Here is a 23,717-nt window from a genome sequence, read left to right on the forward strand (position 1 = left end):
ACAAGGCCCCGCATCGCGGGGCCTTGTCTCTTGCAGGGTTCACGCCTGTTCTGCGTCGTCCCGGTCATCGCCCAGAACCTCGGACAGCAAGCGCGACAATCGAGCATGGTCGATCGGCTTGCGCAACACCGTCGGCAGCATGTTGGCAGGCAATGTCGCGTCGGAGACGCGATCGGCGAGTCCGGTGTAGAGCAGCACCGGCAATCGCGGCGCGATGGACAGCAGCGCCTGCGCGAGCTGCACGCCGGTCAGCGACGGCATCGAGTGGTCGGTGATGATCAGCCGGTAGTGCTGGGGCGCGGCACGCACGCGATCGAGCGCCTGTTCGGGCGAGGCGACGAAATCCGCTTCGAGTCCCCAGCTCGACAGCAGTTCGCACATGAACTCGCCGACGCTGTGTTCGTCGTCCACCACCAGCACGCGTCCCTGCGGCGCATTCGGGCGCGGCTGGTCGGATCGGCGTCGCGCGGGCGTCGCACGCGCGGCGAGGTCGCATGCCGGCAGCAGCACGTGGAACGTCGTGCCCGCACCGGCGATGGTGTCCACGCGCAGGTGGCCGCCGTGTTCGTGGACGATGCCGTGCACGGTGGCCAGTCCCATGCCCGCGCCCTTGCCGGGCGGCTTGGTCGAGAAGAACGGATCGAAGATGCGTTCCAGCACGGCCGGTTCGATGCCCGGCCCGGTGTCGCGCACGCTCAGTTCGACGAAGTCGCCTTCGATCGGTTGCTGGCATGCGCAACACAGGTCGCCTTCGACATGCGCATCGCGCAGGCTCAGTTTCAGACGTCCCGACTCCTGCATCGCATCGCACGCATTCACGCACAGGTTCAGCAGCACCTGGCCCAGTTGCACCGGATCGAACTGCACGGCACGCACGCCTGATGCGATGTCGACTTCGACGCGCACGCCGTCGGGAATCGTCGGCTGCAGCACCGCGAGGTTCTGTTCGATGCAGCTGGCGGCATCGAGTGCGCGCGCCTGTCCCTTCTGGCCGCGGCTGAACATCATCATCTGCTGAATCAGGTCGCGCGCGCGCTCGCAGCCCTGCATCGCCTGATCGAGATAGCCGGCCAGGCGCGCGTCATCGCCCGATGCGCTGCGTTCGCTGGCCAGTCCCACGTAACCCATGATGCTGGCGAGCAGGTTGTTGAAGTCGTGCGCGATGCCGCCGGTGAGGTGGCCCAGCGCTTCCATCTTCTTGGCCTGCAGCAGTTGCGCTTCGAGGCGGCGACGGCGCTGTTCGGCCTCGGTGCGTTCGGTGATGTCGCGCAGGTAGCCGATGAAGGTCTTGCCCGATGGACTGTCGTCCACGCCGACCGCGAGCTCCGCAGGGAACTCCGTGCCGTCGGCACGGATCGCGGCCACTTCCAGGCGACGCTTCAGGACCGGTCCGGGGCCGCCCGAAAGGTAGTGCTTGAGTCCGAAGGCGTGCCGTTCGCGGAAGCGTTCGGGGATGATGGTATCGGCGAGCGATCGTCCCAGCACATCGCGTTCGCGCAGGCCGAAGCAGGCTTCGGCGGCCGGATTGAACTTGACGATGTTGCCGTTCTCGTCCATCGCGATGATGCAGTCGAGCGCGGCATTGACCGTCGCGCGCAGGTGTTCGGCGTTGCGCCGCGCCGCTTCCTCGGCGAGCGTGCGCTCGGTGATGTCGCGGGTGAACGCGAGGATGCGCGGCGCGCCGCCGATGTTGGCGACCTTCAGGTACACCTCGTCCCAGTGCAGCGAGCCGTCCTTGTTGCGACGGTGCCATTCGAACGCCGCCGATCCCTCGCGTCGCGCGCGATCCAGGTGCGCCGCGGCGTCCGCGCCGGTGTGCGGCCGCTCGCCCGAGCCGAGCCGGTCCATCGTGATGTCCAGCATCTCCTCGTGGCTGTAGCCGAAGATCGCGCAGGCTTTCGGGTTAACGTCGACAATGCGGCCGCTCTCGAAGTCGTGCACGAAGATCGCATCCTCGCTGGCCTCGAAGATCTGCCGGTAGCTCGCCTGCGAGGCGAGCAGCGCCTGGTCCGCGCGCTGGCGTTCGATCTCGGCGGCGGCGCGCACGGCGAAGATCTTCATCACCGACTCGATGAACTCCGCCTGTTCCAGCGGCCGCCGCGAGACGATGGAGATCAGGCCCAGCGGCTGTCCCCGCGAATCGTTGAGCGGATATCCCGCATAGCTTTCCGCACCCATCTGGATGAAGTCGTCGTCCAGCGGGAACTGCGAACCCAGTCCCGCCGGGTAGATGCGGAAACCGTGGCCGACGACGGTCGCGCACGCGGTGTTGGCGAGGGCGTAGTCGAAATGCTCGCTGGGCGCGTCGTCGGCGATGAAGGCGAGCACGTGCATGGTCGCCGCATCGTCCTGGCGGACCTCGGCGATGAAGGCGACGTCCACGTCCAGGATCGCGGCGAGGTAGCGCGAGAGTTCGACGAACAGTCCGCGTCCGTGCGCCGTCGAGACCGCCAGTGCCGACGTGCTCAGGGCGGTCTCGATCTGCTTGCGCAGGGTGATGTCGGTGGCGATGCCGCACACCGCGTACGGCGTCTCGTCCACGTCGAGCAACGGGAACTTCGCCGACAGGAACGTGCGCTGCTCGCCGGCGAAGATGCCGCTTTCCTCGAACTCCATCGCGCGCGCCTCCAGCAGCACGCGCATGTCGTTGCGCCGCAGGCTCGCGGCCATTTCCGGCGGAAAGATGTCACGGTCGCTACGCCCGATCAGCGATTCCGCCTCGCGGCCGGTGAGCCGCTCGAACTCGCGATTGACGAACAGGTAACGCCCGCTGCGGTCCTTGGCGAACACCGCCGCGGAGGTGTTGTCGAGCACCTGCTGCAATCGCAGTTCGCTCTCGCGCAGCGCCCGTTCGCGGTCGTCGACCTGCGCCTGGGGGGAGGGAGCGCCGGTGTTCATGCAAGGCTCCGGGCGAACGGGCGTGGGCCGAGTATAGGAGTGCGGCGGACGTGCATGGGGCGGTGTTACAAGGCTGAAACAAAATCGTCGCTGCGCTCGAGGTCCGATTGCTGTCATTCCCGCGGAGGCGGGAATCCAGCTCTCCGCGTCACTCTGCCTTCCGAAGAGCGTGATGGATCGGACGGTTGGATTCCCGCCTTCGCGGGAATGACGGCAGTCAGCCGGATCGAAACAACCTCACGGCACGAACATGTACCCCACGCCGCGCACCGTGCGTATCGCGCGCGGATTCTCCGGATCGATTTCCACCTTGCGGCGCAAGCGTGCGATGCGGATGTCGATGGAACGGTCGAACGGCTCCCACTCGCGGTTCTTGGTCAGCGTGAGGATCTGGTCGCGCGAGAGCGCCTTGCCCGCGTGTTCGTACAGCACGCGCAGCAGGTCGAACTCCATGTGCGTGACCATCACTTCGCTGCCATCGCCGTCGAAGACCTGGTGCGCGTCGAGGTCGAGCACGCAGCGACCGAACGGAACGCGTCGTGCAGTAGAGGCGGTCGGGGGTGCCGATTCCGGACGCGCCTGGATGCGGCGCAGTACGCTCTTCACGCGCGCAAGCAGCTCGCGCGGATCGAACGGCTTTGCGACGTAATCATCGGCGCCCACTTCCAGCCCGACGATGCGGTCGATCACGTCGCCCGAGCCGGTAACCATGATGATGCCCACGTCGAAACGCTCGCGCAGGTAACGCGCCAGGGTCAGGCCGTCCTCGCCGGGGAGACGGATGTCGAGCAGCACGATGTCGGGCGCCTCGCGCTCCAGTTCGCTGCGCATCGCGTTGCCATCGCCCGCCTGCAGCGCACGGTAGCCGTGCGTCTGCAACGCCTCGACCAGCATCTCGCGCGTGGGGCGATCGTCGTCGACCACCAGGACACAGGGCGTGTGCGCCATCGCCAACCTCGACTGGGGGAATACGGCATCAAGCAGGGCAACGCGGCGCCAGTATCCGCCCGTGTTACCAACCGTTACAAACGCAGGTGCGCGCGACATTCGACCGATACCGTCGCTGCCTAGATTGGCCTCCATGCCGGCGGAGATGCCGGCACCAACCGGAGGCCGCCATGAGCCGTTGCCCGCTCGCACTGGACACCCTGTACCTGAATCGGCAGGTGCGCGCGACCTATGAGCGCGTGGCGCGGGCCCCGGCCAGCGGATTCCATTTCCACACCGGCGCGGCGTACGCCGTGCACCAGCTTCGTTACGAGGCCGGCGAGCTGGCGACGCTGCCGGCGACCTGCACCGACCGCTTCTCCGGCGTGGGCAATCCGCTGCGCATCGGCACGATTCCTGCCGGGGCCACGGTGCTCGACCACGCGTGCGGCGCGGGCATGGATCTGCTGCTCGCCGCGCGCGCCGCCGGTCCGGACGGCCACGCCATCGGCGTCGACCTGACCCCGGCGATGCGCAGCTGCGCGATCCGCGCCGCGGCGCAGGCGGGCCTGCTCGATCGCGTGATGCTGCATGAAGGCACCTTCGAGGACCTGCCGGTCGCCGACGCCAGCGTCGACGTCGTGATCTCCAACGGCGTGCTGAACCTGGCACCGGACAAGCCGCGCGTGCTGCGCGAGGTCGCCCGCGTGCTGCGTCCCGGCGGCGCGCTGTTCCTGGCCGATGTCGCGCTCGATCGCGAACTCGCCGCACCGGCTCGCGCCAATGCCGACCTGTGGGCATCGTGCGTCGGCGGTGCGCTCACCGAGGAATCGATGCTGGAACTGCTCGCCGACTGCGGTCTCGTGCAAGCGCGCGTGACCGAGCGCTTCGAGTGCTTCGCCGGCACCGGCATCGACCGCAAGTTCCACGACCGACTGCATGCCTACGGCGTGAACGTGCACGCCGTCAGGCCGAGCGAACCATCGGCCTGAGCCGATGCCATCGCGTCCCGTTCCCCCGCGGGGCGCACTACCGGAGGCACCACCATGTTCAAGAAGTACGTCATCGAACGAAACATCGAAGGCATCGGCAACGAACCGGTCGAAGCGCTGTGCGGCGTCGCACTGCAGTCCAATCGCGTCCTCGACGAACTGGGCAGCGGCGTGCAGTGGCTGCATTCGTATGTCGCCAACGACAAGACCTACTGCGTCTACCTCGCGCGCGACGAGTCGCTGATCCGCGAACACGCGCAACGCGCCGGCTTCCCCGCCGACTCGATCGCCGAGGTCAAGTCGGTACTCGATCCCACGATGGCCCCCGCTTGAAGGCCATTCCGCTCTACCGGAGTCACGAATGAACGCAGCAACTGCCCATCAAACCGCCCAGCGACGGAACGCAGACGTGGCGGCCGGCGACAGCGCACGCTACGCGCGCTGCATCCAGGTGTCCAAGCGCGTGCGCTGGGACATCGACGCCGACGTGATCCGCGGCCGCGATTTCGACCACGGCCGTACTTTCCTGCCCGACGGGCTGTCCTTCGCCGATCGGCTGGATTTCCTGGACGACGACGAACGCCGCTTCTTCAGCCAGGTGCAGGGCCGCACCTATGCGTGGATGTTCGGCCTCGTGGAGCGCTTCATCGGCGCGAAGATGTTGCAGACCTCGGGCCAGCACTGGCTCGGCGACCAGCGCGCATTGGAAGCGCTGGTGCGCTTCTAGGACGAAGAGATCAAACACCAGGAGCTGTTCCGCCGGCTCGAAGCGCTGATGGATGCGCGCATGCCGGCGGGCCACGCCAAGGTCGCCGAACCCAACGCGGTAGCGCGTGCGGTACTAGGCCGCCGCAGCTGGGCGGTGCTCGCGCTGATCTGCCACATCGAGTTGTTCGTGCAGCGTCATTACGAGGAGAGCATCGCGCCGCAGGCCGAGCTGTGCCCACTGTGGAAGGACGTGTTCCTGTTCCACTGGAGAGAAGAGTGCCAGCACGCGATCCTCGATGAACTCGAATGGCGCGCCGAGCACGAGCGCATCGACGCGGCCGAGCGCGATGCAGCGGTGGACGACCTGATCGCGCTGGTCGGCGCGGTGGACGACATCCTGCGCGCGCAGGCCGACGCGGACGCGTCGTACTTCGCGGCGACATGCGGACGGCCGCTCGGAACGCGGCAACGCGCGCATGTCGGCGAAGTGCTGCGGCGGGCGTACCGCTGGCAGTACGTCGTCTCCGGCGCACAGCACCCGCGCTTCGAACGACTGCTCGCGGAGATGACCACGCCCGGACAGCAACATCGCATCGCGATGGCGCTGGAGCCGATCGTGGCCGATGTCTGAGTCCTTCATGCCCCATCACCTGGAACGAAAGGCGGCGGCCGGCTCCGTCCGGCCGCCGCGGGAGTGCCCTGATGAAAGCCATGACCCTGATGGCCGCGCTGGCGATGCTGGCGGCGACTCATTCCATCGCAACGCGCACGGCGATCGCGCGCGACCTGGCGAAACAGCCGGCGCAGACGATCCGCACGTTCGACCTGCCCGCGGTGAAGGTGTACGCGACGGTCGAACCCGCTGACGCGACCGCTTCGGTCGAGCCGCGCATCCACGACCTGCCTACCGTGCGCGTGCATGCGCCGCGCGAGCCCGCGCAGGACCGCACGCGGGTGGTCGCCTATCGCGCGGGTGCGCGACGCGAATCGCTCGGCATCCCGCGCGGTGGCGTGCGTCGCGGTATTGCGCCGGAACGCACATCGCGTCCGCGCATCGAAGAGCGCGGCGACCGCTGGGTCGCGCTGGGATGCCTGATCCGCGTGCGCCTGGCGCGCGTGTGGCCGACGCACCACTGCAGCAGCGGCGCCACGAACGCCGCCGCCAGAATGCCGCAGGCGAGCGTATCGTTCACTGCTTCCACGCTGGGCCGACGACGATGAGTCGACGGCGGACATGAAAAGGCCCCGCAATGCGGGGCCTTTTCGTTCTTGCGGTCGCGGTGCGACGGATGCGGGCGTGACGTTCGAAACATTCTCATTGTTCGCGGCAGTGGCGCGTGTTGGTCTGCGAGGACGATGACAGTCAGGCGAACCGATGAAGCCGGAAGGGATGATGTACGCCGCAGTGGCGCTGAGCGCAACGCTTTCGCTGGGCGTGCTGGTGGCGTTCTTCTGGTCGGAGCGGCGCTGGCGGCAGTGGGATAGGGAGCAGGCGCAGCGGCTTCGCAACCTTCGTACAGATCACATAGGTGGGGAGAACGCTTCACCGCGCCAGGACGACGAGTTGGCGTGGCCGCCGATCCCTTTCCAGCGCCGGCCTTTCCATGAGGCGCTGGCGGAAGACTGCCCGGAACTGGCGCCGTCGCCTCAGGCACGCGCCATCGCGCAATACCTGGCCACACGTCCGGCCAACCCTGAAACGGAGAATGACGAGATGAGATGGAACGAGGCCACCGCGACCGCGGCTGTGATGGTCGGCATGTTGAGCGGGTGTCATTTTGGCCCTCCGAAACCCAGGCTCAACCCGCATCCCCAGGAGCGCTACGAGATCACGATGACGATCGAGGATGCGCCAGGGCCGTTCACCGACATCGGCGGGTTCGTGCAGTACGACGTCGACAACTATGAAGAGTGCATGCCGGAGAAGTGGACATTCGTGAGGGGTCACTATCATGACCAGCTCGATGAGTTCATTCCTTTCGCCTATACGCAGATTGCCGAGAACGTATATCGCACGCGGATCACGGTCGATGCGTTGCGGAATGTGGATTACCACGGCCTTGGTGAGTGCCGGTGGGGTCTGACTGCCGTCACTTCCAACCTTCGTGGAAAGAACGTTGACTTCATTCCAAGACTTCATCTGGACGAGCTTCGGAAACAGCAGGCTAAGAGAATCTACTTCTCTACTCGTACGTACTTTGCAGAGAAGGGATACCCTGACTCAGGTGGTGAGCGCTCTGAGTTTGGTCCAGAAGTGCAAGATGAACTCTTCACGATTACGCTGACGCCACGGAGGATTTCGCCGTGAGCCTGAGTACCCTGGATCGATCCCATTTGGCCGAGGACGCGTACAAGGATCGCAGTCGGGAAGCGGTCGCCGTGGATCGCAGCAAGAAGACAGTCTGGGTTGGCGGCCGCGAGTACGAGGTCTTTGCCCATACGAGCAAGCCCTCCGGCTATCAGGGCACGGCATACCGCGAGCTGCCCAACGGCGAAGTGGTCATCGCCAGCCGCGGAACCGAGTTCAATCCCCTCAGCCCAGAGTTCCTCCGCGACGTGGTCCGCGCCGATGGCGGCATGGTCGCCAAGGCGGTGAACATCCAGGCCCATGACGCAGTGGTATTCGCGCAGGAAGCGATCGAAATCACGAAAGCTCGTGCGAAGGAGCGGAATGAACCCATGCCCCGCATCACCGCCGTCGGCCACTCCCTGGGCGGCACCCATGCCCAGATCCAGTCGTACCACTTGGGCCTGGAAGCCGAAACCTTCAACGCCTTTGGCGCGACCAGATTGAAGATCATGCAAGGGCAGCCGGCGCCGGGTGCGCACGCGGTCAACCACATGGACGCGGCCGACTTCGTCAGCGCCGCCAGCCCGCACTTCGGCGAGCAACGGGTCTACGCGACCGAAGCCGACATCGCTCACCTGCGCAAGCAGGACTACGGCTTGGGGCCGTATCGTCCCGACGTCCTGGCTATGACGTCGCCCACGACCACACTCGCGCAGTGGTTCGTGAAGCCCGATCCAGTCACGGCCGCGCTGAGCCCGCACGGCATCGGTGCCCACGGCATTGCGACGATGGCGCCGGACCGTCGCGGCGACGCCTCCGTCCTCACCGAGGAGAACCGGCAGCGCTACGAACACCACAAGGCTCTCGTCGATGCGTACCGCAACGACATCGGCGACATCACGCGGGGTGTCTCGGCGCACGCACGGAACTGGTCGTTCGCCGTGAACGCCATCGACCGCTCGGCCCAACAGGCGACATTGGCAATCGAGGGAGCTGGCATTGCCATCGCCCCGACGCGGGCCGCGCAAGCGGCGACCATTCGACTGGGCCAGTCCGTGGTCGATGAAGCGCCGCGGATCGTGCGCGAGACCCTGGATCGAACCGCGGACGCCACACTAGGCGCGACGATGGGCCTGTCGCAGGCGCTGGATCGCGGCATCGACCGGGCATCCGAGGTGGCGGGCAGCGCCGCCGCGCTCGGCAGGAACGCGCTGGACGTCCTCACGCCCGCGACGGAACACGGAATGGTGCGGAAGGCTCATCCGGACAAGATCCCAACCGACCGGAGCCCGGGTGCGCTGGATCCCCGCTTCATCGAGTCGAGCTCCCGCCAGTTCCTGCAGGAAACCTCCCGACCACACCACGCCGAGCGCGAACCGCTGACGTACCTCGATACGGCGCACCCGCACCACCGATTGTTCCGCGAGCTGCGGGAGAAGCTACCGGCAGATGTGAGCAACGAGAAGGTCGCCGAGCTGACCCTGGCCGCGAGGCAGGGCGGCGTGCGACCGAACCGCGTTGAGTCAGTCCATGTCCTCGGCAACGGCGACGCATGGGTGCTGGGCACGATCCCGGGCTTCGACGGCACGATCAATCTGCGCACGCCGGCGCCACCGATCACCGAGACGATGCAGAAGGCCGACGCGTTCGAGCAGCAGCATCAGGCGCGCGTGGCGCAGTGGCAGGAGCAACGGCAGCAATCGCAGTCGCATGGGCGGTCGATGTAAGCTGACGCGAGCGTGGGATGTTCAGTCCGAGCCGGGCAGCTGATTTTCCGGACTGATCATCGCGCAGACATGAAAAGGCCCCGCAATGCGGGGCCTTTTCGTTCTTGCGGGTCGATTGAGAAGCGGCTTACGCCTCGACCGGTTCGTCGTCTTTGTACGCATCCACCGGGATGCAGGCGCACATGACGTTCTTGTCGCCGTACACGTTGTCGACGCGCGCGACCGGCGGCCAGTACTTCTGCAGGCGCAGCGAGGGCAGCGGGAAGGCGGCCAGTTCGCGCGGGTAGGCGTGGGTCCACTCGCTGGCCGACACGGCGGTCGCGGTGTGCGGCGCGTGCTTGAGCGGGTTGTCCTCGCGGTCCAGCTTGCCGTCCTCGATCGCGCGGATCTCGTCGCGGATCTGGATCATCGCGTCGATGAAGCGGTCCAGCTCGTGCATCGACTCGGACTCGGTCGGCTCCACCATCAGCGTGCCGGCGACCGGGAAGCTCAGCGTCGGTGCGTGGAAGCCGAAATCGATCAGGCGCTTGGCCACGTCCTCGGCCGACACGCCCGTGGCGTCCTTGAGCGGACGCAGGTCGAGGATGCACTCGTGCGCGACCAGATCGTTGCGGCCGGTGTAGAGCGTCTCGTAGTGCGGCGCCAGGCGACGGGCGATGTAGTTGGCGTTGAGCAGCGCGACCTGGGTCGCGCGGCGCAGGCCGGCGGCACCCATCATCGTCACGTACATCCAGCTGATCGGCAGGATCGACGCCGAACCGAAGCTCGCCGCGGAAACCATGCCGACGTCGCCGTTGCCGACGCCCTGGGTCTTCACGCCATCGCTGTTCAGAGCGCCGGGCAGGAACGGCGCGAGGTGCGACTTGACCGCGCACGGGCCGACGCCCGGGCCGCCGCCGCCGTGCGGGATGCAGAAGGTCTTGTGCAGGTTGAGGTGCGAAACGTCCGAACCCCACTTGCCCGGCTTGGCGACGCCGACCAGTGCGTTCATGTTGGCGCCGTCGGTGTACACCTGGCCACCGTGCTTGTGCACGATCTCGCAGATCTCGACCACGTCCTCTTCGAACACGCCGTGCGTGGACGGGTAGGTCATCATGATCGCGGCGAGACGGTCGCTGTACTTCTCCGCGGCGCGGCGGATGTCTTCGATGTCGACGTTGCCGTTGGCGTCGGTCTTGGTGACCACGACCTGCATGCCGCACATCTGCGCCGATGCCGGGTTGGTGCCGTGCGCGGATTCGGGGATCAGGCAGATGTCGCGATGCGCTTCGCCGCGCGAGCGGTGATAGGCGCGGATCGCGAGCAGACCGGCGTATTCGCCCTGCGCGCCGGAATTCGGCTGCAGGCTCACCGCGTCGTAGCCGGTGCATTCAACCAGCATCGCTTCGAGCTCGTCGATCAGCTGCTTGTAGCCGGCGGCCTGCGCGGCCGGGGCGAGCGGATGGATGTTGCCGAACTCCGGCCACGTCACCGGGATCATCTCGGCGGTCGCGTTGAGCTTCATGGTGCACGAGCCCAGCGGGATCATCGTGCGGTCCATCGCCAGGTCCTTGTCGGCCAGCGAACGCATGTAGCGCAGCAGCTCGTGTTCGCTGTGGTGCGTGTTGAACACCGGATGGGTCAGGAACGCGCTGGTGCGCAGCAGGCCGCCCGGCAACGCGTCGGCGGTGGCGCCGTCGAGCGCAGCGATGTCGACCTTCGCGCCGAACAGCGCGGCGATCGCGGCGATGTCGTCGCGCGTGGTCGTCTCGTCCAGGCTGATGCCGACGCTGCGCGCGTCGATGCGGCGCAGGTTGATGCGCGCGGACGTTGCCTTGGCGTGGATCGCATTCGCGTCGACGTCGACGACGTGCAGCGTGTCGAAGAAGTCCGGGCCGACGGTGACGCCGGCGTTGCGCAGCGCGGCGGCGAGGATCGCGGCGAGGCGGTGCGTGCGGCCGGCGATGCGGGCCAGGCCTTCCGGGCCGTGGTAGACGGCGTACATCGAGGCCATCACCGCCAGCAGCACCTGCGCAGTGCAGATGTTGGACGTGGCCTTCTCGCGGCGGATGTGCTGTTCGCGCGTCTGCAGCGTGAGGCGGTATGCGGCCTTGCCTTCGGCGTCGATCGAAACGCCGATCAGGCGGCCCGGCATCGAACGCTTGTAGGCGTCGCGGCAGGCCATGAACGCCGCATGCGGGCCGCCGAAACCGAACGGCACGCCGAAGCGCTGGGTGTTGCCGACGACGATGTCCGCGCCCCATTCGCCGGGCGCGGCGATCAGCGTCAGCGCGAGCAGGTCGGTGGCGACGGCGACCAGGCCGCCGCGCGCGTGCACCGCGTCGCTGAGGGCCTTGTAGTCGTTGATCTGGCCGAAGGTGTTCGGGTACTGCAGCAGCACGCCGAAGCTGTCGATGCTGGCCGCTTCCGCGTCGTCGGCGACGACCAGCTCGATCTCGAGCGGTTCGGCGCGCGTGCGCAGCACTTCCAGCGTCTGCGGATGCACGCCGCTGGAAACGAAGAAGGTGTTGGACTTGGACTTGGCCGAGCGCTTGGCCAGCGTCATCGCCTCGGCGGCCGCGGTGGCCTCGTCGAGCAGCGAAGCGTTGGCGATCTCCATGCCGGTGAGCTCGGCGCACATCGTCTGGAAGTTGATCAGCGCTTCCATGCGGCCCTGCGAGATCTCCGCCTGGTACGGCGTGTAGGCCGTGTACCACGCCGGGTTCTCGAGGATGTTGCGCAGGATGACGTTGGGCGTGTGCGTGCCGTAGTAGCCCTGGCCGATGAAGCTGCGGAAGACCTGGTTCTTGTCGGCGATCGCGCGGATCTTGGCGATGGCCTCCACTTCCGTGATCGGCGCCGGCAGCGCCAGCGGGTTGGGCGACTTGATCGACGAAGGCACGATGGCGTCGGTCATCGCGTCGAGCGAGTCGTGGCCGATCACGCCCAGCATCTGCGCGATCTCGGCGTCGTTGGGGCCGATGTGGCGTTCGATGAAGGCGTCGTGGCGCTCCAACTCAAACAAGCTGAGGTCGCGCAGGGAAGGGGTCTTCTGGCTCATGCGGGGCATCCGGAGTTGGCTCGAAAGCCGGGCGTGCGCGTGCGCGCACATGGAGTGCCCCTCTGTCCTTTTGCCTGAGAGTTTGGAAGCGCGGGGCGGGGGACGTGACCCCGCTGCGTTCTTGCCCCTTCGGCGCCGGTTCTGCCATGTGGCAGGCGGTCTCTCCAGAGTGTGAGCCGACGGCGGTATCGGGGCCTGAGCGATTCCGGGCGTTTGCGCCTTCGGCAGCGATCCGGGCCATGAAGGCCGGTCCGCTTCTCCCACCGTCTGCTTGCGGCGCGATTATACCGGCTCGACCCCGCCCGCCGGGCGGATCGGCGAAAACCGGGGCGCGGTCACATCTGTGCGGTGCCGCGCTTTTGCCGCCTCGGGCGGAAGGCCAGAATCCCCCATTCAGGTTGCCGGTCACGAGCTACCATGACGTATCAAGGAGCCGTGCTCATGGATCAGCCCCCCTTCCGACTGCTGCAGCTCGACCATGTGGTCCTGCGCGTCCGCGACGTGCCGGCGATGGTGCGCTTCTACCGCGACGTGCTCGGCTGCAGCGTCGAGCGCGTGCAGGAGGCGATCGGCCTGACCCAGCTGCGCGCCGGCTCGTCGCTGATCGACCTGGTCGATGTCGAGGGCAAGCTCGGCCGCATGGGCGGCGCGGCACCGGGCGCGGAGGGCCGCAACATGGACCACCTGTGCCTGCGTGCCGAACCGTTCGACCGCGACGCGATCCTCGCCCACCTGCAGGCGCACGGCGTCCGCGTCGGCGATTTCGGTTCGCGCTACGGGGCCGAGGGCGAAGGGCCTTCGCAGTACCTGTTCGATCCCGAGGGCAACCTCGTCGAATTGAAGGGGCCGCCGGACGCCCGCTGACGCGGACGTGCCCCGAGCCCCGATCCTTCGACGATGCCCATGCCTGCCCAGCCACCGACCCTGTCCATCTCCGTCCGCCGCCTCGCCCTGCTGCTGGGCGGGCTGGCGATGTTCGGTCCGTTCTCCATCGACACCATTTTCCCGGCGTTCCCGTCGATCGGCGCGCAGTTCGGCGCGGACAAGCTGGCGATGCAGCAGACCATCAGCGTGTACCTCGTCGCGTACGCGCTGATGAGCGTCGTGCACGGCCCGCTGTCGGATGCGATCGGCCGGCGCAAGGTCATCCTCGGCGGACTGATCGTGTTCGCGATCGCCTCGGCCGGCTGCGCGCTGTCGAAGGACCTGCCGACGCTGCTCGCGTTCCGCGCATTGCAGGGACTGTCTTCTGGCGTCGGCCTGATCGTCGGACGCGCGGTGATCCGCGACGTGCTGCACGGCGACGACGCGCAGCGACTGATGAGCCAGGTGTCGATGATCTTCGGCGTCGCGCCCGCGGTCGCACCGGTGATCGGCGGCTGGATCCTGGGCTGGAGCCACTGGCCGGCGATCTTCTGGTTCCTGGTGGTGTTCGCGGTCGTGCTGCTGGTCTCGACCTGGCGCATGCTGCCGGAAACGCACCTGCCCGACGCGCGATTGCCGCTGGTGCCGCGCCGGTTGCTGCGCGATTACGTCGCCATCGTGGTCAATCCGCGCTTCCAGAGGCTGGCCGCGGCGAGCGCGTTCAACTTCGCCGCGCTGTGGGTGTACATCGCTTCGGCGCCGGCGTTCGTGCTCGACATCCTCAAGCTCACCGAGCGCGAGTTCGGCTGGTTCTTCGTGCCGATGATCAGCGGCATGATCCTGGGCGCGTTCGTGTCGGGGCGCTCGGCGGGCAAGGTCAGCGGCGAGCGGCTGGTGGCGATCGGCTTCGGCTGCTCGGCCGTAGCGATCCTGCTCAACCTCGGCTACAACCTGCTCGTCGACGTGCCACGCGTGCCGTGGGCCGTGCTGCCGATGATGCTCAACGCGTTCGGCATCGCGCTGGTGTTCCCGATCGTGACGCTCGCGATCCTCGACATGTACCCGCGCCAGCGCGGCTCGGCGTCGTCGTTGCAGGCATTCACCAGCCTGGTGCTCAACGCGTTCATCGCCGGCGTGCTGTCGCCGTGGATCAGCGATCGCGCCTTGTGGCTGGTGGGTTCGGCGGTCGTGTTCCTGGCGATCGCGTACGCGTTCTGGCGCTGGGAATTGCGCGTGTCGCGCACGCGCATGGGCGAAGGCCCGCCGACGGTCCCGGGCGAAACGCTGTAACGCGTCAGCGGCGCCGCCGCAGCCAGTAGTGCAGTGGCAGTCCGGCGATCACCAGCGCCGCGCCCCACACCAGCGCTTCGGAGCCGATGCCGAACAGCGCATACAGGCTGTACGCCAGCGCGAGCGCTGCCACGATCCGGCTGGCCGCGCCGGTGCCGCGCGACAGCCATGCCGCGCTGCTGACGACGTACGGCAGCAGCGTCGCGGCGGTCGAGAGCAGGATCGAGAAGGTAAACACCTGCACCAGCGAATGGCTGTAGTTCGACGCGACCAGTCCGCTGGCGAGCGCGCTGCTCACCACCACGCCGATCGCCGGCGTGCCGCGCGCGTTGAGGCGCGCGAAGAACGCGGGAAACACGCCGTCGCGCGCGGCCGCCATCGGCAACTGAGCCGACAGCAGGATCCAGCCGTTGAGTGCGCCGAAGCACGACACCGCCATCGCCAGCGCCAGGCCGATGCCCGCGGCCGGTCCCCACAGCGAGCGCGCCGCGTCCGCCATCGGCGCCTGCGAATCCTTGAGCGCCTCGCTCGGCAGCAGTCCGAGCACCGCGGTGCAGGCGAGGATGGTCGCCACGCCCGCGAGCACGGTGCCGAGCACCGTCGCGCGCGGCACGGTGCGTTCGGGGCTTTCGATGGAACCGGCCGGCACGGTGGCCGCTTCCAGTCCGAGCAGCGCCCACAGCGTCAGCGCGACCGCCGCGTGCGCGACCTGCGGCAGGCTCTCGCCGGTGGGATTGAACGGCGTGTAATGCTTCGGTTCGACGAACCAGATCGCGATGCCGCCGAACACCAGCAGCGGCAAGAGTTTCAGCACGGTGGTGACGAGTTGCATGCGTCCGGCTTCGCGCACGCCGGCGATGTTCACCGCGCTGCAGATCCACAGCGCCGCCAGCGCGCAGCACGCGGCGCGTAGCGGCGTCGCGGTCAGCGCGGGGAAGATCGCGCCGACGCTGCCGGCGAACGCGACGGCGATGGCGGCGGTCGCGCACCAGATCGAGATCCAGTAGCTCCACGCGATCACGAAGCCCGGCAATTCGCCGAAAGCATTGCGCGCGTACACGTACGGCCCGCCGGTCTGCGGCCAGCGCGTGGCCAGTCGCGCGAAGGTGAGCGCCAGCAACACCGCGCCGGCGAGGGTGATGCCCCAGCCGACCAGGCTCGCCGCGCCGAACGGGGCGAGTGCCGCCGGCAGCAGGAACGCGCCGGAACCGATGATGCTGCCCACCACCAGTGCGGTGGCCGACCAGAAGCCCAGAGGGCGTGCGGAGGTCATGGGGAAGGCGTTGTCCTGGACGGAGTCTCGTCGTACCTGGTGCATCCGTTGTCATCCCCGCGAAGGCGGGGATCCAACGTTGACGACATCACGCTCGCCGGAAGACGGGATCGGTTCGGATGGATGGATTCCCGCCTTCGCGGGAATGACGGCGACGATACGCTGCGGTCGATCACGAGGCATCCGCGCGATACACCGCGCGCAGCAGCTCGTGGAAGTGGTGCACCGCGTTCTCGCGCAGCGGATTCAACCGGCCCGGTTCGTAAGAGCCCGACGCCAGCCCACGCTGCACGTCCTCGCAGATGGTCAGGTCCTCCAGCTGCACTTCATCGCTGAAGGACAGGTCGGCGTCGCGTCGCGCGCGTGCTTCGCCGGAATCGTCGACGGCGTAGTAGAAGTCGAACTCGACGCGGCAGTGGTTCACGCCCTTGGGCACCACGCGGTTGGTCTGCAGCCGGCCGGGCAGGATGTTGAGCATCGTGTTCGGCCACATCCAGTAATAGAGCGCGTCGCCGTCGCCGTAGAGACCGTCGCCGCTTTCCAGCGGGCTCCACTGGTAGGAGTACCACTGCGCGGTCTGCGTGATGTAGCTGCGGTAATCCAGCAGCTTGTTGAGCCCGGGGTGGATGTGCGGGACGTGGTAGCCCTCGAGGTAGTTGTCGACGTAGACCTTCCAGTTGCACGCGACGTCGTAGCCGACGCGGTGGTGGTGGCCGTAGTGTTCCAGACCGCGATTCGGTCCGAGGCGCTCGTCGATGCCGGCGACGAACGCGTCGAAGTCGGGTGCGCGCGCCTCGTCGACTGCCGCGAACACCAGTCCCTGCCACACGCGCACCGACAACTGCGGCAGCTGCACGTCGGACATCACGAAATCCGGTGCGCCGCCCATTTCCGGCGCGGAACGCAGCACGCCATCGAGTGTGTAGGTCCAGCCGTGGTAGCGGCAGCGCAGCGATTTCGCGGCCAGTCCGTCGCAGGTGGCGAGCGGTCCGGCGCGATGGCGGCAGACGTTGTGGAAGACGCGGATCGCATCGTCGGCGCCGCGCACCGCGATCACCGGCAATCCGGCGAAATCGCCGATGACGTGGTCGCCGGCGTTGCGCAGCTGGCAGACGTGGGCGATCAGCTGCCAGCCGCCGTCGAAGATCGCGCGCCGGTCCAGCGCCACCATCGCCGGATCGGCGTAGTAGCGCGCGGGCAGCGCGGTGGCGTGGTCGAGCGGCTGTGCGGCCAGGGCCGCGGCGTCGAGCAGGTCGGGGCGGTTCATGGGAAAAGTATGACGCGTCCCGCCACCTGAATGCGCCGCTCCGTGGGCTACTTCACGGCGGCGGCGCGCTGCGCGGCGACCCGGGCCTCGACGTCCGCGAGCATGCCGTCCAGCGCGGCCCGGTCGTACACCTGGCCGCGCATCACCACGGTGCGGATGGCGCGCGTGGCCGCGATGTCCTGCAGTGGATCGGCCGACAGCAGGACGATGTCGGCGGCCTTGCCGGCGGCGAGACTGCCGTTCGTGTCGGCGTGGCCGAGGAAGCGCGCGCCGTTGATGGTCGAGGCCTGCAACGCCTGCAGCGGCGTCAGCCCGTAGCGGACCAGCCAGCCCAGTTCCTGGTGCAGGCCGATGCCGGGGTAGTTGTACGAATTGAGGAAGCCCGCGTCGGTGCCGGCGAGGATCGTCACGCCGGCCTGCTGCAGCATCGGCAACACCGAGGCGCTGCGTTCGAAGCGTTCGTGCCGCAGCTTGACGGCCGCCGCGTCGTCCTTCGCCGCGCGCTCGACGCGCCAGGTGTAGGTGGCCTGCAGACCCGGGCCGATGTACTTCAGGTACGCATCGTTGCGGTGGTCGTCCTGGTCGAGGTACGCGACGACCTGACTGCCGTTGAGCGTCGGCGTGATCGCGGTGCCGTTGCGGGCGAGATCGCGGTAGACCGTGCGCGCGCGCTGCGGATCGAAGCTCGCATACCACTGCGTCCACGCCTCGCGGCTGGTGATCTCACCGCGCCCGATCGCCTCGCCGAGCGATTTCTCCTTCGGCGACCCCGCCTTGAACGCGTAGTCGATGTGTTCGATCGAACCGAGCCCGGCCGCGCTGACTTCCTGCAGCGTAAGCGGGTAGGGCACGTGCGCGGAGGTCTTCAGGCCGCGCTTGCGCGCTTCCTTCACCGCCGCCATGAACAGTTCCGGCGAGAGCGTGTTGTCGGTGATCTTGACGAAGTCGACCTTCCAGCCCTGGAGCTTGTCGAGCGCTTCGTCCAGTTCCTTGATCGAACCGATCTCCAGGTCGCCCGGCCAGATCGACTTGTAACCTTCGATCTTCGGACCGGACGTGAAGATGCGCGGGCCGAGCAGTTGTCCGGACGCGGTCTGCGCGCGCCACTCGAACACGCTCGGGCTGAGGTCGCCGGCGGCATCGCGCACCGCGGTGATGCCGTGCGCCACGTACAGCGGCAGCAGGTTGCGGTTCTCTTCGATCAAGGCCTCGCCGCCGCCGAAATGCACGTGCATGTCCCACAGGCCTGGAATCGCGTACTGGCCTGCGGCGTCGATGCTGCGCGCGGCCTCGTAACGGCTGGCACGCGCGTCGTCGACGATCGCGACGATGCGGTCGTCGCGCACCGCGATGGCGCGATGCGGCAGCACCTTGCCGTTGATCACGTCCACGACGTTGGCATCGCGCACCAGCAGGTCGACGCGTTCGCCCGCGTGCGCGGAAAAGGCGATGAGCGAGGCGAGGGCAGTGGGGAGGAGTTTTTTCATCGTCGTGCGCAGTCCGGAAATACCTGCCCGCACCATAGGCCCGGCGACGTCGCGGCTCAATGACGTGATCGGACGGAAACGCGTCCGCATGCGGTCGGCATCGCATTTCGAGCCGAAAAAACGAAAGGCCGGCAGATGCCGGCCTTTCGTGTTCCGCATGGGCAGGTATCAGCCCTGCTTCGGCGTTTCCTGCTTCGCCGGTGCGGCGGCGGTCGTGGTCGACTGCCAGCCGCAGGTCTTGCCTTCGTTCTGCTGCTTGAGCCACTTCTGCAGCGGATCGAAGTATTCCAGCACCGCCGAGGCGTCCATCTTCTCGCCGCCGGTCAGTTCCTTCAGCGTCTTCTGCCACGGCTGGCTGGCGCCCTTGCTCAGCATCGCCTGGAACTTCGCACCGGCTTCCTTGTTGCCGTAGAAGCTGCACTCGTAAAGCGGGCCCTTGAAGCCGGACGCGTCGCACAGCGCCTTGTAGAACTGGAACTGCAGCACGTGCGAAAGGAAGTAGCGCGTGTACGGCGTGTTGGCCGGCACATGGTACTTGGCGCCCGCGTCGAAGAAGTCCTCGCCGCGCGCGTTGACCGGAGCGATGCCCTGGTACTTCGCCTTCAGGTCCCACCATGCCTTGTTGTAGTCGCCCGGCTTGATCGAGCCGTCGAACACGCCCCAGCGCCAGCGGTCGATCATCAGGCCGAACGGCAGGAACGACACCTTCGCCAGCGCCATGCGCATCTGCGCGTTGATCAGCGATTCCTCGCTGACCTGCTGGTCGCCGGCCAGGCCGATGGACTGCAGGTACTTGGGCGTCATCGCCAGCACGATGGTGTCGCCGATGGCTTCATGGAAGCCGTCGTGCGCGCCCTGCTGGAACAGCGGCGGCTGCTTGTTGTAAGCCAGGTAGTAATAGACGTGGCCGAGCTCGTGATAGATGACGGTGAAGTCTTCCTCGTTCGGCTTGATGCACATCTTGATGCGTACGTCGCCGGCCATGTTCATGTCCCACGCGCTGGCGTGGCAGACCACGTCGCGGTCGCGCGGCTTGATGAACTGGGTCTTCGACCAGTAGCTCTCCGGCAGCTTGGGCATGCCGAGCGAGGTATAGAAATCCTGCGCGCGCTCGTTCATCAGCTTGGCCGAGGCGAGGCGGGCGTCCTGCTCGATCTGCGCCAGGTCGTCGGGCGAACGTTTGCCGGGGTTCTTCGACAGTTGCGCGTCGAAGGCGGCGCGGTACTGCGATTCCAGCGCGGTGGTGATCTCCGGAACGCTGGCGTTCGGATACGGCGCCAGGATGTCCCACAGGTTGCCCCAGTCCTGCTGCCACATGTTGCCCATCAGGTGCGCGGGCAGCATGTTGCCTGTGACATGGCCCTTGTCCGCGCCGTACTTGGCGTCCAGGCGCGTGCCGGCGTAGCAGTGCAGCTGTTCGTACAGCGGCTTGACCTGGCCCCACAGACGGTCGGTCTCGGCGGCGATCTCCGCGGGCGTCATGTCGTAGCCCGAACGCCACATCTCGCCGGCATCGGCGAAGCCCATGTCGTGCGCGCCTTCGTTGACCAGTTCGACGAAGCGAACGTAATCCTTGCGCATCGGCTGGGCGATGGTGTGCCAGCCCTGCCACGCGTCGAGCTGCGCGTCGTAGTCGCGGCTGCTGCGCAGCACGTCTTCGAGGTCGCCGAGCTGGCGGCACTGCTTGGCGTCGCCTTCGCCCTTGCAATAGGTGCCGGCGCCGTACATGCCTTCCATCTTCGAGGCGATCTTGGTCAGCTCCTCGAGCTTGGCCGGATCCTTCGGCGGCGGCATCGCGGTGCCCAGCTTCAGCAGCTGGATCGCACGCGCGGTTTCCGGCGACATCTGCTGGCCTTCGAAGCGCCCGGCCTGTTCGATCCAGCTCTTGAGCTGGGCGAGGTAACGTTCGTTGGCCTTGGCCGACAGCAGCTGGCTGTCGTCGTTGATGTAGGTCGACGACAGCCACTGCGCGGCGCTCATCTCCGGATACATCTTGCGGTATTCGTCGTTGACGCGGGCGATGAACTGGTCGGCGGTCTCGCCGGCCGGCGCGGTGACCGGCGCTCCGCCGGTGGTCGTGGTCGTCGGGGTCGGTTCCTTCTTGCAACCGCCCAGGCCGATCACGGCCGCGGTGATGCTGAGCGCGAGCAGTGCGCGTACGGGTTTCATCATGGCTTTCTCCGGAATACCGCGCGCCGATGGGCGCGACGGGCCCCGGAAGGCTAGAGGCGGCTGCGTGTCGGCGCAAGGGAACTACGTCGTGGTGCGGCGCAGCGTGCTGGCCTTCACGCCGAGATGAATGCGTCATCCCCGCGAAGGCGGGGATCCAGGGCCCCGTGACTACTCCGCTCTCCGGAGGCCGTGATGTCCGCACAGTTGGATTTCCGCCTTCGCGGGAATGACCTGCCACGGCCGGAGGGCCGTCATCCTTGCCGCGCCAGCGCGCGCGCCTGCGCGTCCGCCAAACCGCGTTCGTGTAGCCAGGCCCAGGCCGAATCCGAGTCCTGCTCGAAGTACGCCTTCGCCGAGCCGAGCCGGAACGTGTAACCCCAGCCGTCCATGTCGGCCAGCACGCGGTCGCGGCCCACGCCGGGAAGGGCGTCGCCGAGCAACGCCTGCAGCACGCATACCGCGTCTTCTTCCTCGATGGAATCGGTCGCGTCGGTGTGGACCTGCGCACGCCGTTCCGGCGGCAGCACGATCAGGTGCGCGGCTTCGTGCAACAGCGAATGCACGGGCGTGTCGCCGCGTGCGTAGACGTTGTGTCCGATCAGGCCCGCTTCGCATTCGCCCCAGTAGCTGCCGGGGATCGGCTGCCCGTCATCGACGCGATGCAGTTGCAGGCCATAGCCGGCGAGAAGCGCGGCGACGGCGTCGAAGTCGATGTCGGCGAGGGTAAGCATGGTGTCTTAGACGATTGCTGGCGGCGCGTGGGTGGGCTGCAAGCGTATTGCCCGACCCGACCCACCCGGCCCGAACGCACAGCGTTCGGGCGTTCGAAGGCGCGCGAACCGGTGGTTCGCAAGCCGCGCCTTCTCACCCCCTCTCCCGCGGGAGAGGGGTATTCGTGCGAACTTACGCCTGCGCGGGGTTTTCCGGCAGTGCGACGGAGATGTCCAGCACCTTGTTGTCGCCATCGCCGATCAGGTCGACCTTCACCGCATCGGCGTCGACGTTGATGTACTTGCGGATCACCTCGAGCAGCTCGCGCTGCAACATCGGCAGGTAATCCGGGCTGGACGTGCCACGACCGGCGCGCTCGTGCGCGACGATGATGCGCAGGCGGTCCTTGGCGATGGAGGCGGTCTGCTTCTTGGCTAGCAGGAAATCGAACAGGCCCATCCTCAACCTCCGAAGATCTTGCTGAAGAAGCCCTTCTTCTCCGCAGTGGTGAAGCGCATCGGGCGGGTATCGCCCAGAAGGCGCGCGACGGCGTCGTCGTACGCCTGCGCGGCGTCCGACTCGGTTTCAAGGATGACCGGCTCGCCCTTGTTGGAAGCGTTGAGCACGTCCGGCGATTCCGGGACCACACCGACGGTCTTGAGGCCGAGGATTTCCTCGACGTCGCCGACGCTGAGCATCTCGCCCGTTTCCACGCGCTTGGGGCTGTAGCGGGTCAGCAGCAGGTGTTCCTTGACGCGCTCGCCGTTCTCGGCGCGGCGCGTCTTGGACGAGAGCAGGCCGAGGATGCGGTCGGAGTCGCGCACCGAGGAGACTTCCGGGTTCACCACGACCAGGGCCTGGTCGGCGAAGTACATCGCCAGGTAGGCGCCTTTCTCGATGCCGGCCGGCGAATCGCACACGATGTAGTCGAAGCCGTCGGCGACGAGGTCGTCGAGCACCTTCTGCACGCCTTCTTTCGTCAGTGCGTCCTTGTCGCGCGTCTGCGACGCGGCGAGCACGAACAGGTTCTCGAAACGCTTGTCCTTGATCAGCGCCTGCTTGAGGTTCGCCTCGCCGTTGACGACGTTGACGAAGTCGTACACCACGCGGCGCTCGCAGCCCATGATCAGGTCGAGGTTGCGCAGGCCGACGTCGAAGTCGATGACGGCGACCTTGTGGCCGCGACGCGCGAGGCCGCAGGCAAGGCTGGCGCTGGTGGTGGTCTTACCCACGCCGCCCTTGCCTGAGGTGACTACGATGATTTCGGCCAAGTTCAAATCCTCCGGTAATGCGGTCTCAGTCCAGAGCCGCGATCTTTAGTTGTTGGTCTTCGAGCCAGATCTGCACGGCCTTGCCGCGCAGTTCCTTGGGAATCTCTTCCATCACTTTGTAGTGGCCCGCGATCGCGACGAGTTCGGCATGGAACTCGCGGCAGAAGATGCGGGCCTGTTCGTTGCCCTGCGCGCCGGCCAGCGCGCGTCCGCGCAACGGACCGTAAATATGCACCGAGCCGTCGGCGATGACTTCCGCGCCGGCGCCCACCGTTGTGAGAACGGTCAGGTCGCGGTTGTCGGCGTAGACCTGCTGGCCCGAACGCACCGGTGCGGACTGGATCATGCCAGGGGCGACGTTCGCCGCTGTCGCGACTGGCGCCGGCGTGCTCTTGGCGGCGGGCTTGGCCGGCGCTTCGGGTTCGCGGCGCGACGGCTTGGCGTCCTGCGCGGGTGCGGCGTCGTCGCGCTCGTACGAAGCGCGGAACTTCGCCAGCAAGGGCAGGCCCAGCGCTTCGGAGAGTCGTTCGATCTCGCTGGTGCCGTAGGCCAGCGCGACCGGCAGGGCGCCGGCTTCGCGCAGGCCTTCGATCAGCGCGCGAGCAGTGGCTTCGTCGGGCGTGCGGGTGAGGCCGCCGAAGTCGATCACCACCGCGGCGCGCCCGAACAGCTTGGGCGCGCGCTGCACGCGGCCGCGCATCTCGTCGACGAGGCGGTCGACGTCGAGGGTGCGGATGCGGAGGTTTGCGATGCCGACCTGGCCGATCTTCAGTTCGCCCGCCGGTTCGAAATCCATCGCC

General features: G+C 67.3%; 20 protein-coding genes and 2 riboswitches. Of the genes, 9 read left to right on the forward strand and 11 right to left on the reverse strand.

What is annotated here, in order from left to right:
- Positions 1-39: 39 nt before the first annotated feature.
- Positions 40-2,898 carry a PAS domain-containing hybrid sensor histidine kinase/response regulator gene (locus FOF45_RS12025; protein ID WP_158985176.1) on the reverse strand — a complete coding sequence of 953 codons (2,859 nt, stop codon included), beginning with the start codon at positions 2,896-2,898 and terminating at the stop codon, positions 40-42.
- A 237-nt stretch (positions 2,899-3,135) separates the two neighbouring features.
- Positions 3,136-3,846, reverse strand: a complete 711-nt coding sequence (locus FOF45_RS12030) for a response regulator (RefSeq protein WP_158985178.1) — start codon at positions 3,844-3,846, stop codon at positions 3,136-3,138.
- A gap of 170 nt (positions 3,847-4,016) precedes the next feature.
- Here FOF45_RS12030 and FOF45_RS12035 point away from each other — a divergent pair, with 170 nt between their 5' ends.
- The 7 genes from FOF45_RS12035 to FOF45_RS12060 all read left to right on the forward strand — a co-directional run bounded on the left by FOF45_RS12035 (position 4,017) and on the right by FOF45_RS12060 (position 9,542).
- Complete coding sequence (locus tag FOF45_RS12035; protein WP_158985180.1) at positions 4,017-4,817, forward strand: methyltransferase domain-containing protein; 801 nt, start codon at positions 4,017-4,019, stop codon at positions 4,815-4,817.
- A 54-nt stretch (positions 4,818-4,871) separates the two neighbouring features.
- Entirely contained in the window at positions 4,872-5,150 is a 279-nt protein-coding gene (locus FOF45_RS12040; protein WP_158985182.1) for a DUF4242 domain-containing protein, read from the forward strand.
- A gap of 28 nt (positions 5,151-5,178) precedes the next feature.
- Positions 5,179-5,544, forward strand: a complete 366-nt coding sequence (locus FOF45_RS18175) for a hypothetical protein (RefSeq protein WP_199244477.1) — start codon at positions 5,179-5,181, stop codon at positions 5,542-5,544.
- 60 nt (positions 5,545-5,604) lie between these two features.
- Positions 5,605-6,156, forward strand: a complete 552-nt coding sequence (locus tag FOF45_RS18180) for a hypothetical protein (protein WP_199244478.1) — start codon at positions 5,605-5,607, stop codon at positions 6,154-6,156.
- A gap of 71 nt (positions 6,157-6,227) precedes the next feature.
- A complete protein-coding gene (locus FOF45_RS12050; RefSeq protein WP_158985184.1) occupies positions 6,228-6,746 on the forward strand; it encodes a hypothetical protein in 519 nt (172 codons plus the stop codon).
- 154 nt (positions 6,747-6,900) lie between these two features.
- Complete coding sequence (locus FOF45_RS12055; RefSeq protein ID WP_158985186.1) at positions 6,901-7,833, forward strand: hypothetical protein; 933 nt, start codon at positions 6,901-6,903, stop codon at positions 7,831-7,833.
- Positions 7,830-9,542, forward strand: a complete 1,713-nt coding sequence (locus tag FOF45_RS12060; RefSeq protein WP_158985188.1) for a DUF6792 domain-containing protein — start codon at positions 7,830-7,832, stop codon at positions 9,540-9,542. Before FOF45_RS12055 ends, FOF45_RS12060 begins: the two co-directional genes overlap by 4 nt.
- A 127-nt stretch (positions 9,543-9,669) precedes the next feature.
- Here FOF45_RS12060 and gcvP read toward each other — a convergent pair whose 3' ends face one another.
- The gene (gene gcvP / locus FOF45_RS12065) at positions 9,670-12,591 is read right to left on the reverse strand and encodes an aminomethyl-transferring glycine dehydrogenase (protein WP_199244479.1); all 2,922 of its coding nucleotides are present in this window, start codon (positions 12,589-12,591) and stop codon (positions 9,670-9,672) included.
- Positions 12,592-12,640: 49 nt separating this feature from the next.
- Positions 12,641-12,754: riboswitch (glycine riboswitch) on the reverse strand.
- A 1-nt stretch (position 12,755) separates the two neighbouring features.
- A riboswitch (glycine riboswitch) is annotated at positions 12,756-12,855 on the reverse strand.
- Positions 12,856-13,023: 168 nt separating this feature from the next.
- On the opposite strand from gcvP, the gene FOF45_RS12070 reads away from it, so the two are divergent.
- Together FOF45_RS12070 and FOF45_RS12075 are read left to right on the forward strand one after the other, a co-directional pair.
- Positions 13,024-13,446, forward strand: a complete 423-nt coding sequence (locus tag FOF45_RS12070; protein ID WP_158985192.1) for a VOC family protein — start codon at positions 13,024-13,026, stop codon at positions 13,444-13,446.
- A gap of 39 nt (positions 13,447-13,485) precedes the next feature.
- Positions 13,486-14,736, forward strand: coding sequence for a multidrug effflux MFS transporter (locus tag FOF45_RS12075; RefSeq protein WP_158987477.1), 1,251 nt, complete (start codon positions 13,486-13,488; stop codon positions 14,734-14,736).
- A 4-nt stretch (positions 14,737-14,740) separates the two neighbouring features.
- Here FOF45_RS12075 and FOF45_RS12080 read toward each other — a convergent pair whose 3' ends face one another.
- The 8 genes from FOF45_RS12080 to minC form a co-directional block, all read right to left on the reverse strand.
- Positions 14,741-16,009: an amino acid permease gene (locus tag FOF45_RS12080; protein WP_158985194.1), complete on the reverse strand. Its 1,269-nt coding sequence runs from the start codon at positions 16,007-16,009 to the stop codon at positions 14,741-14,743.
- A gap of 172 nt (positions 16,010-16,181) precedes the next feature.
- Positions 16,182-17,276 (reverse strand): aromatic ring-hydroxylating oxygenase subunit alpha, encoded by a 1,095-nt coding sequence (locus FOF45_RS12085; RefSeq protein WP_158985196.1) that lies wholly within the window; start codon positions 17,274-17,276, stop codon positions 16,182-16,184.
- A 47-nt stretch (positions 17,277-17,323) separates the two neighbouring features.
- Complete coding sequence (locus FOF45_RS12090) at positions 17,324-18,763, reverse strand: amidohydrolase family protein (RefSeq protein WP_158985198.1); 1,440 nt, start codon at positions 18,761-18,763, stop codon at positions 17,324-17,326.
- Positions 18,764-18,931: 168 nt separating this feature from the next.
- The gene (locus FOF45_RS12095) at positions 18,932-20,932 is read right to left on the reverse strand and encodes a M2 family metallopeptidase (RefSeq protein ID WP_158985200.1); all 2,001 of its coding nucleotides are present in this window, start codon (positions 20,930-20,932) and stop codon (positions 18,932-18,934) included.
- A 254-nt stretch (positions 20,933-21,186) separates the two neighbouring features.
- Positions 21,187-21,666: a hypothetical protein gene (locus FOF45_RS12100; protein ID WP_158985202.1), complete on the reverse strand. Its 480-nt coding sequence runs from the start codon at positions 21,664-21,666 to the stop codon at positions 21,187-21,189.
- 172 nt (positions 21,667-21,838) lie between these two features.
- Complete coding sequence (minE, locus tag FOF45_RS12105) at positions 21,839-22,105, reverse strand: cell division topological specificity factor MinE (RefSeq protein ID WP_158985204.1); 267 nt, start codon at positions 22,103-22,105, stop codon at positions 21,839-21,841.
- Between the two features lie 2 nt (positions 22,106-22,107).
- Entirely contained in the window at positions 22,108-22,917 is an 810-nt protein-coding gene (minD, locus tag FOF45_RS12110; RefSeq protein WP_158985206.1) for a septum site-determining protein MinD, read from the reverse strand.
- Positions 22,918-22,942: 25 nt separating this feature from the next.
- Complete coding sequence (gene minC / locus FOF45_RS12115; RefSeq protein ID WP_158985208.1) at positions 22,943-23,713, reverse strand: septum site-determining protein MinC; 771 nt, start codon at positions 23,711-23,713, stop codon at positions 22,943-22,945.
- Positions 23,714-23,717 lie beyond the last annotated feature (4 nt).

The organism is Lysobacter panacisoli (genome assembly GCF_009765165.1).
Taxonomy (GTDB): Bacteria; Pseudomonadota; Gammaproteobacteria; order Xanthomonadales; family Xanthomonadaceae; genus Lysobacter_J; species Lysobacter_J panacisoli.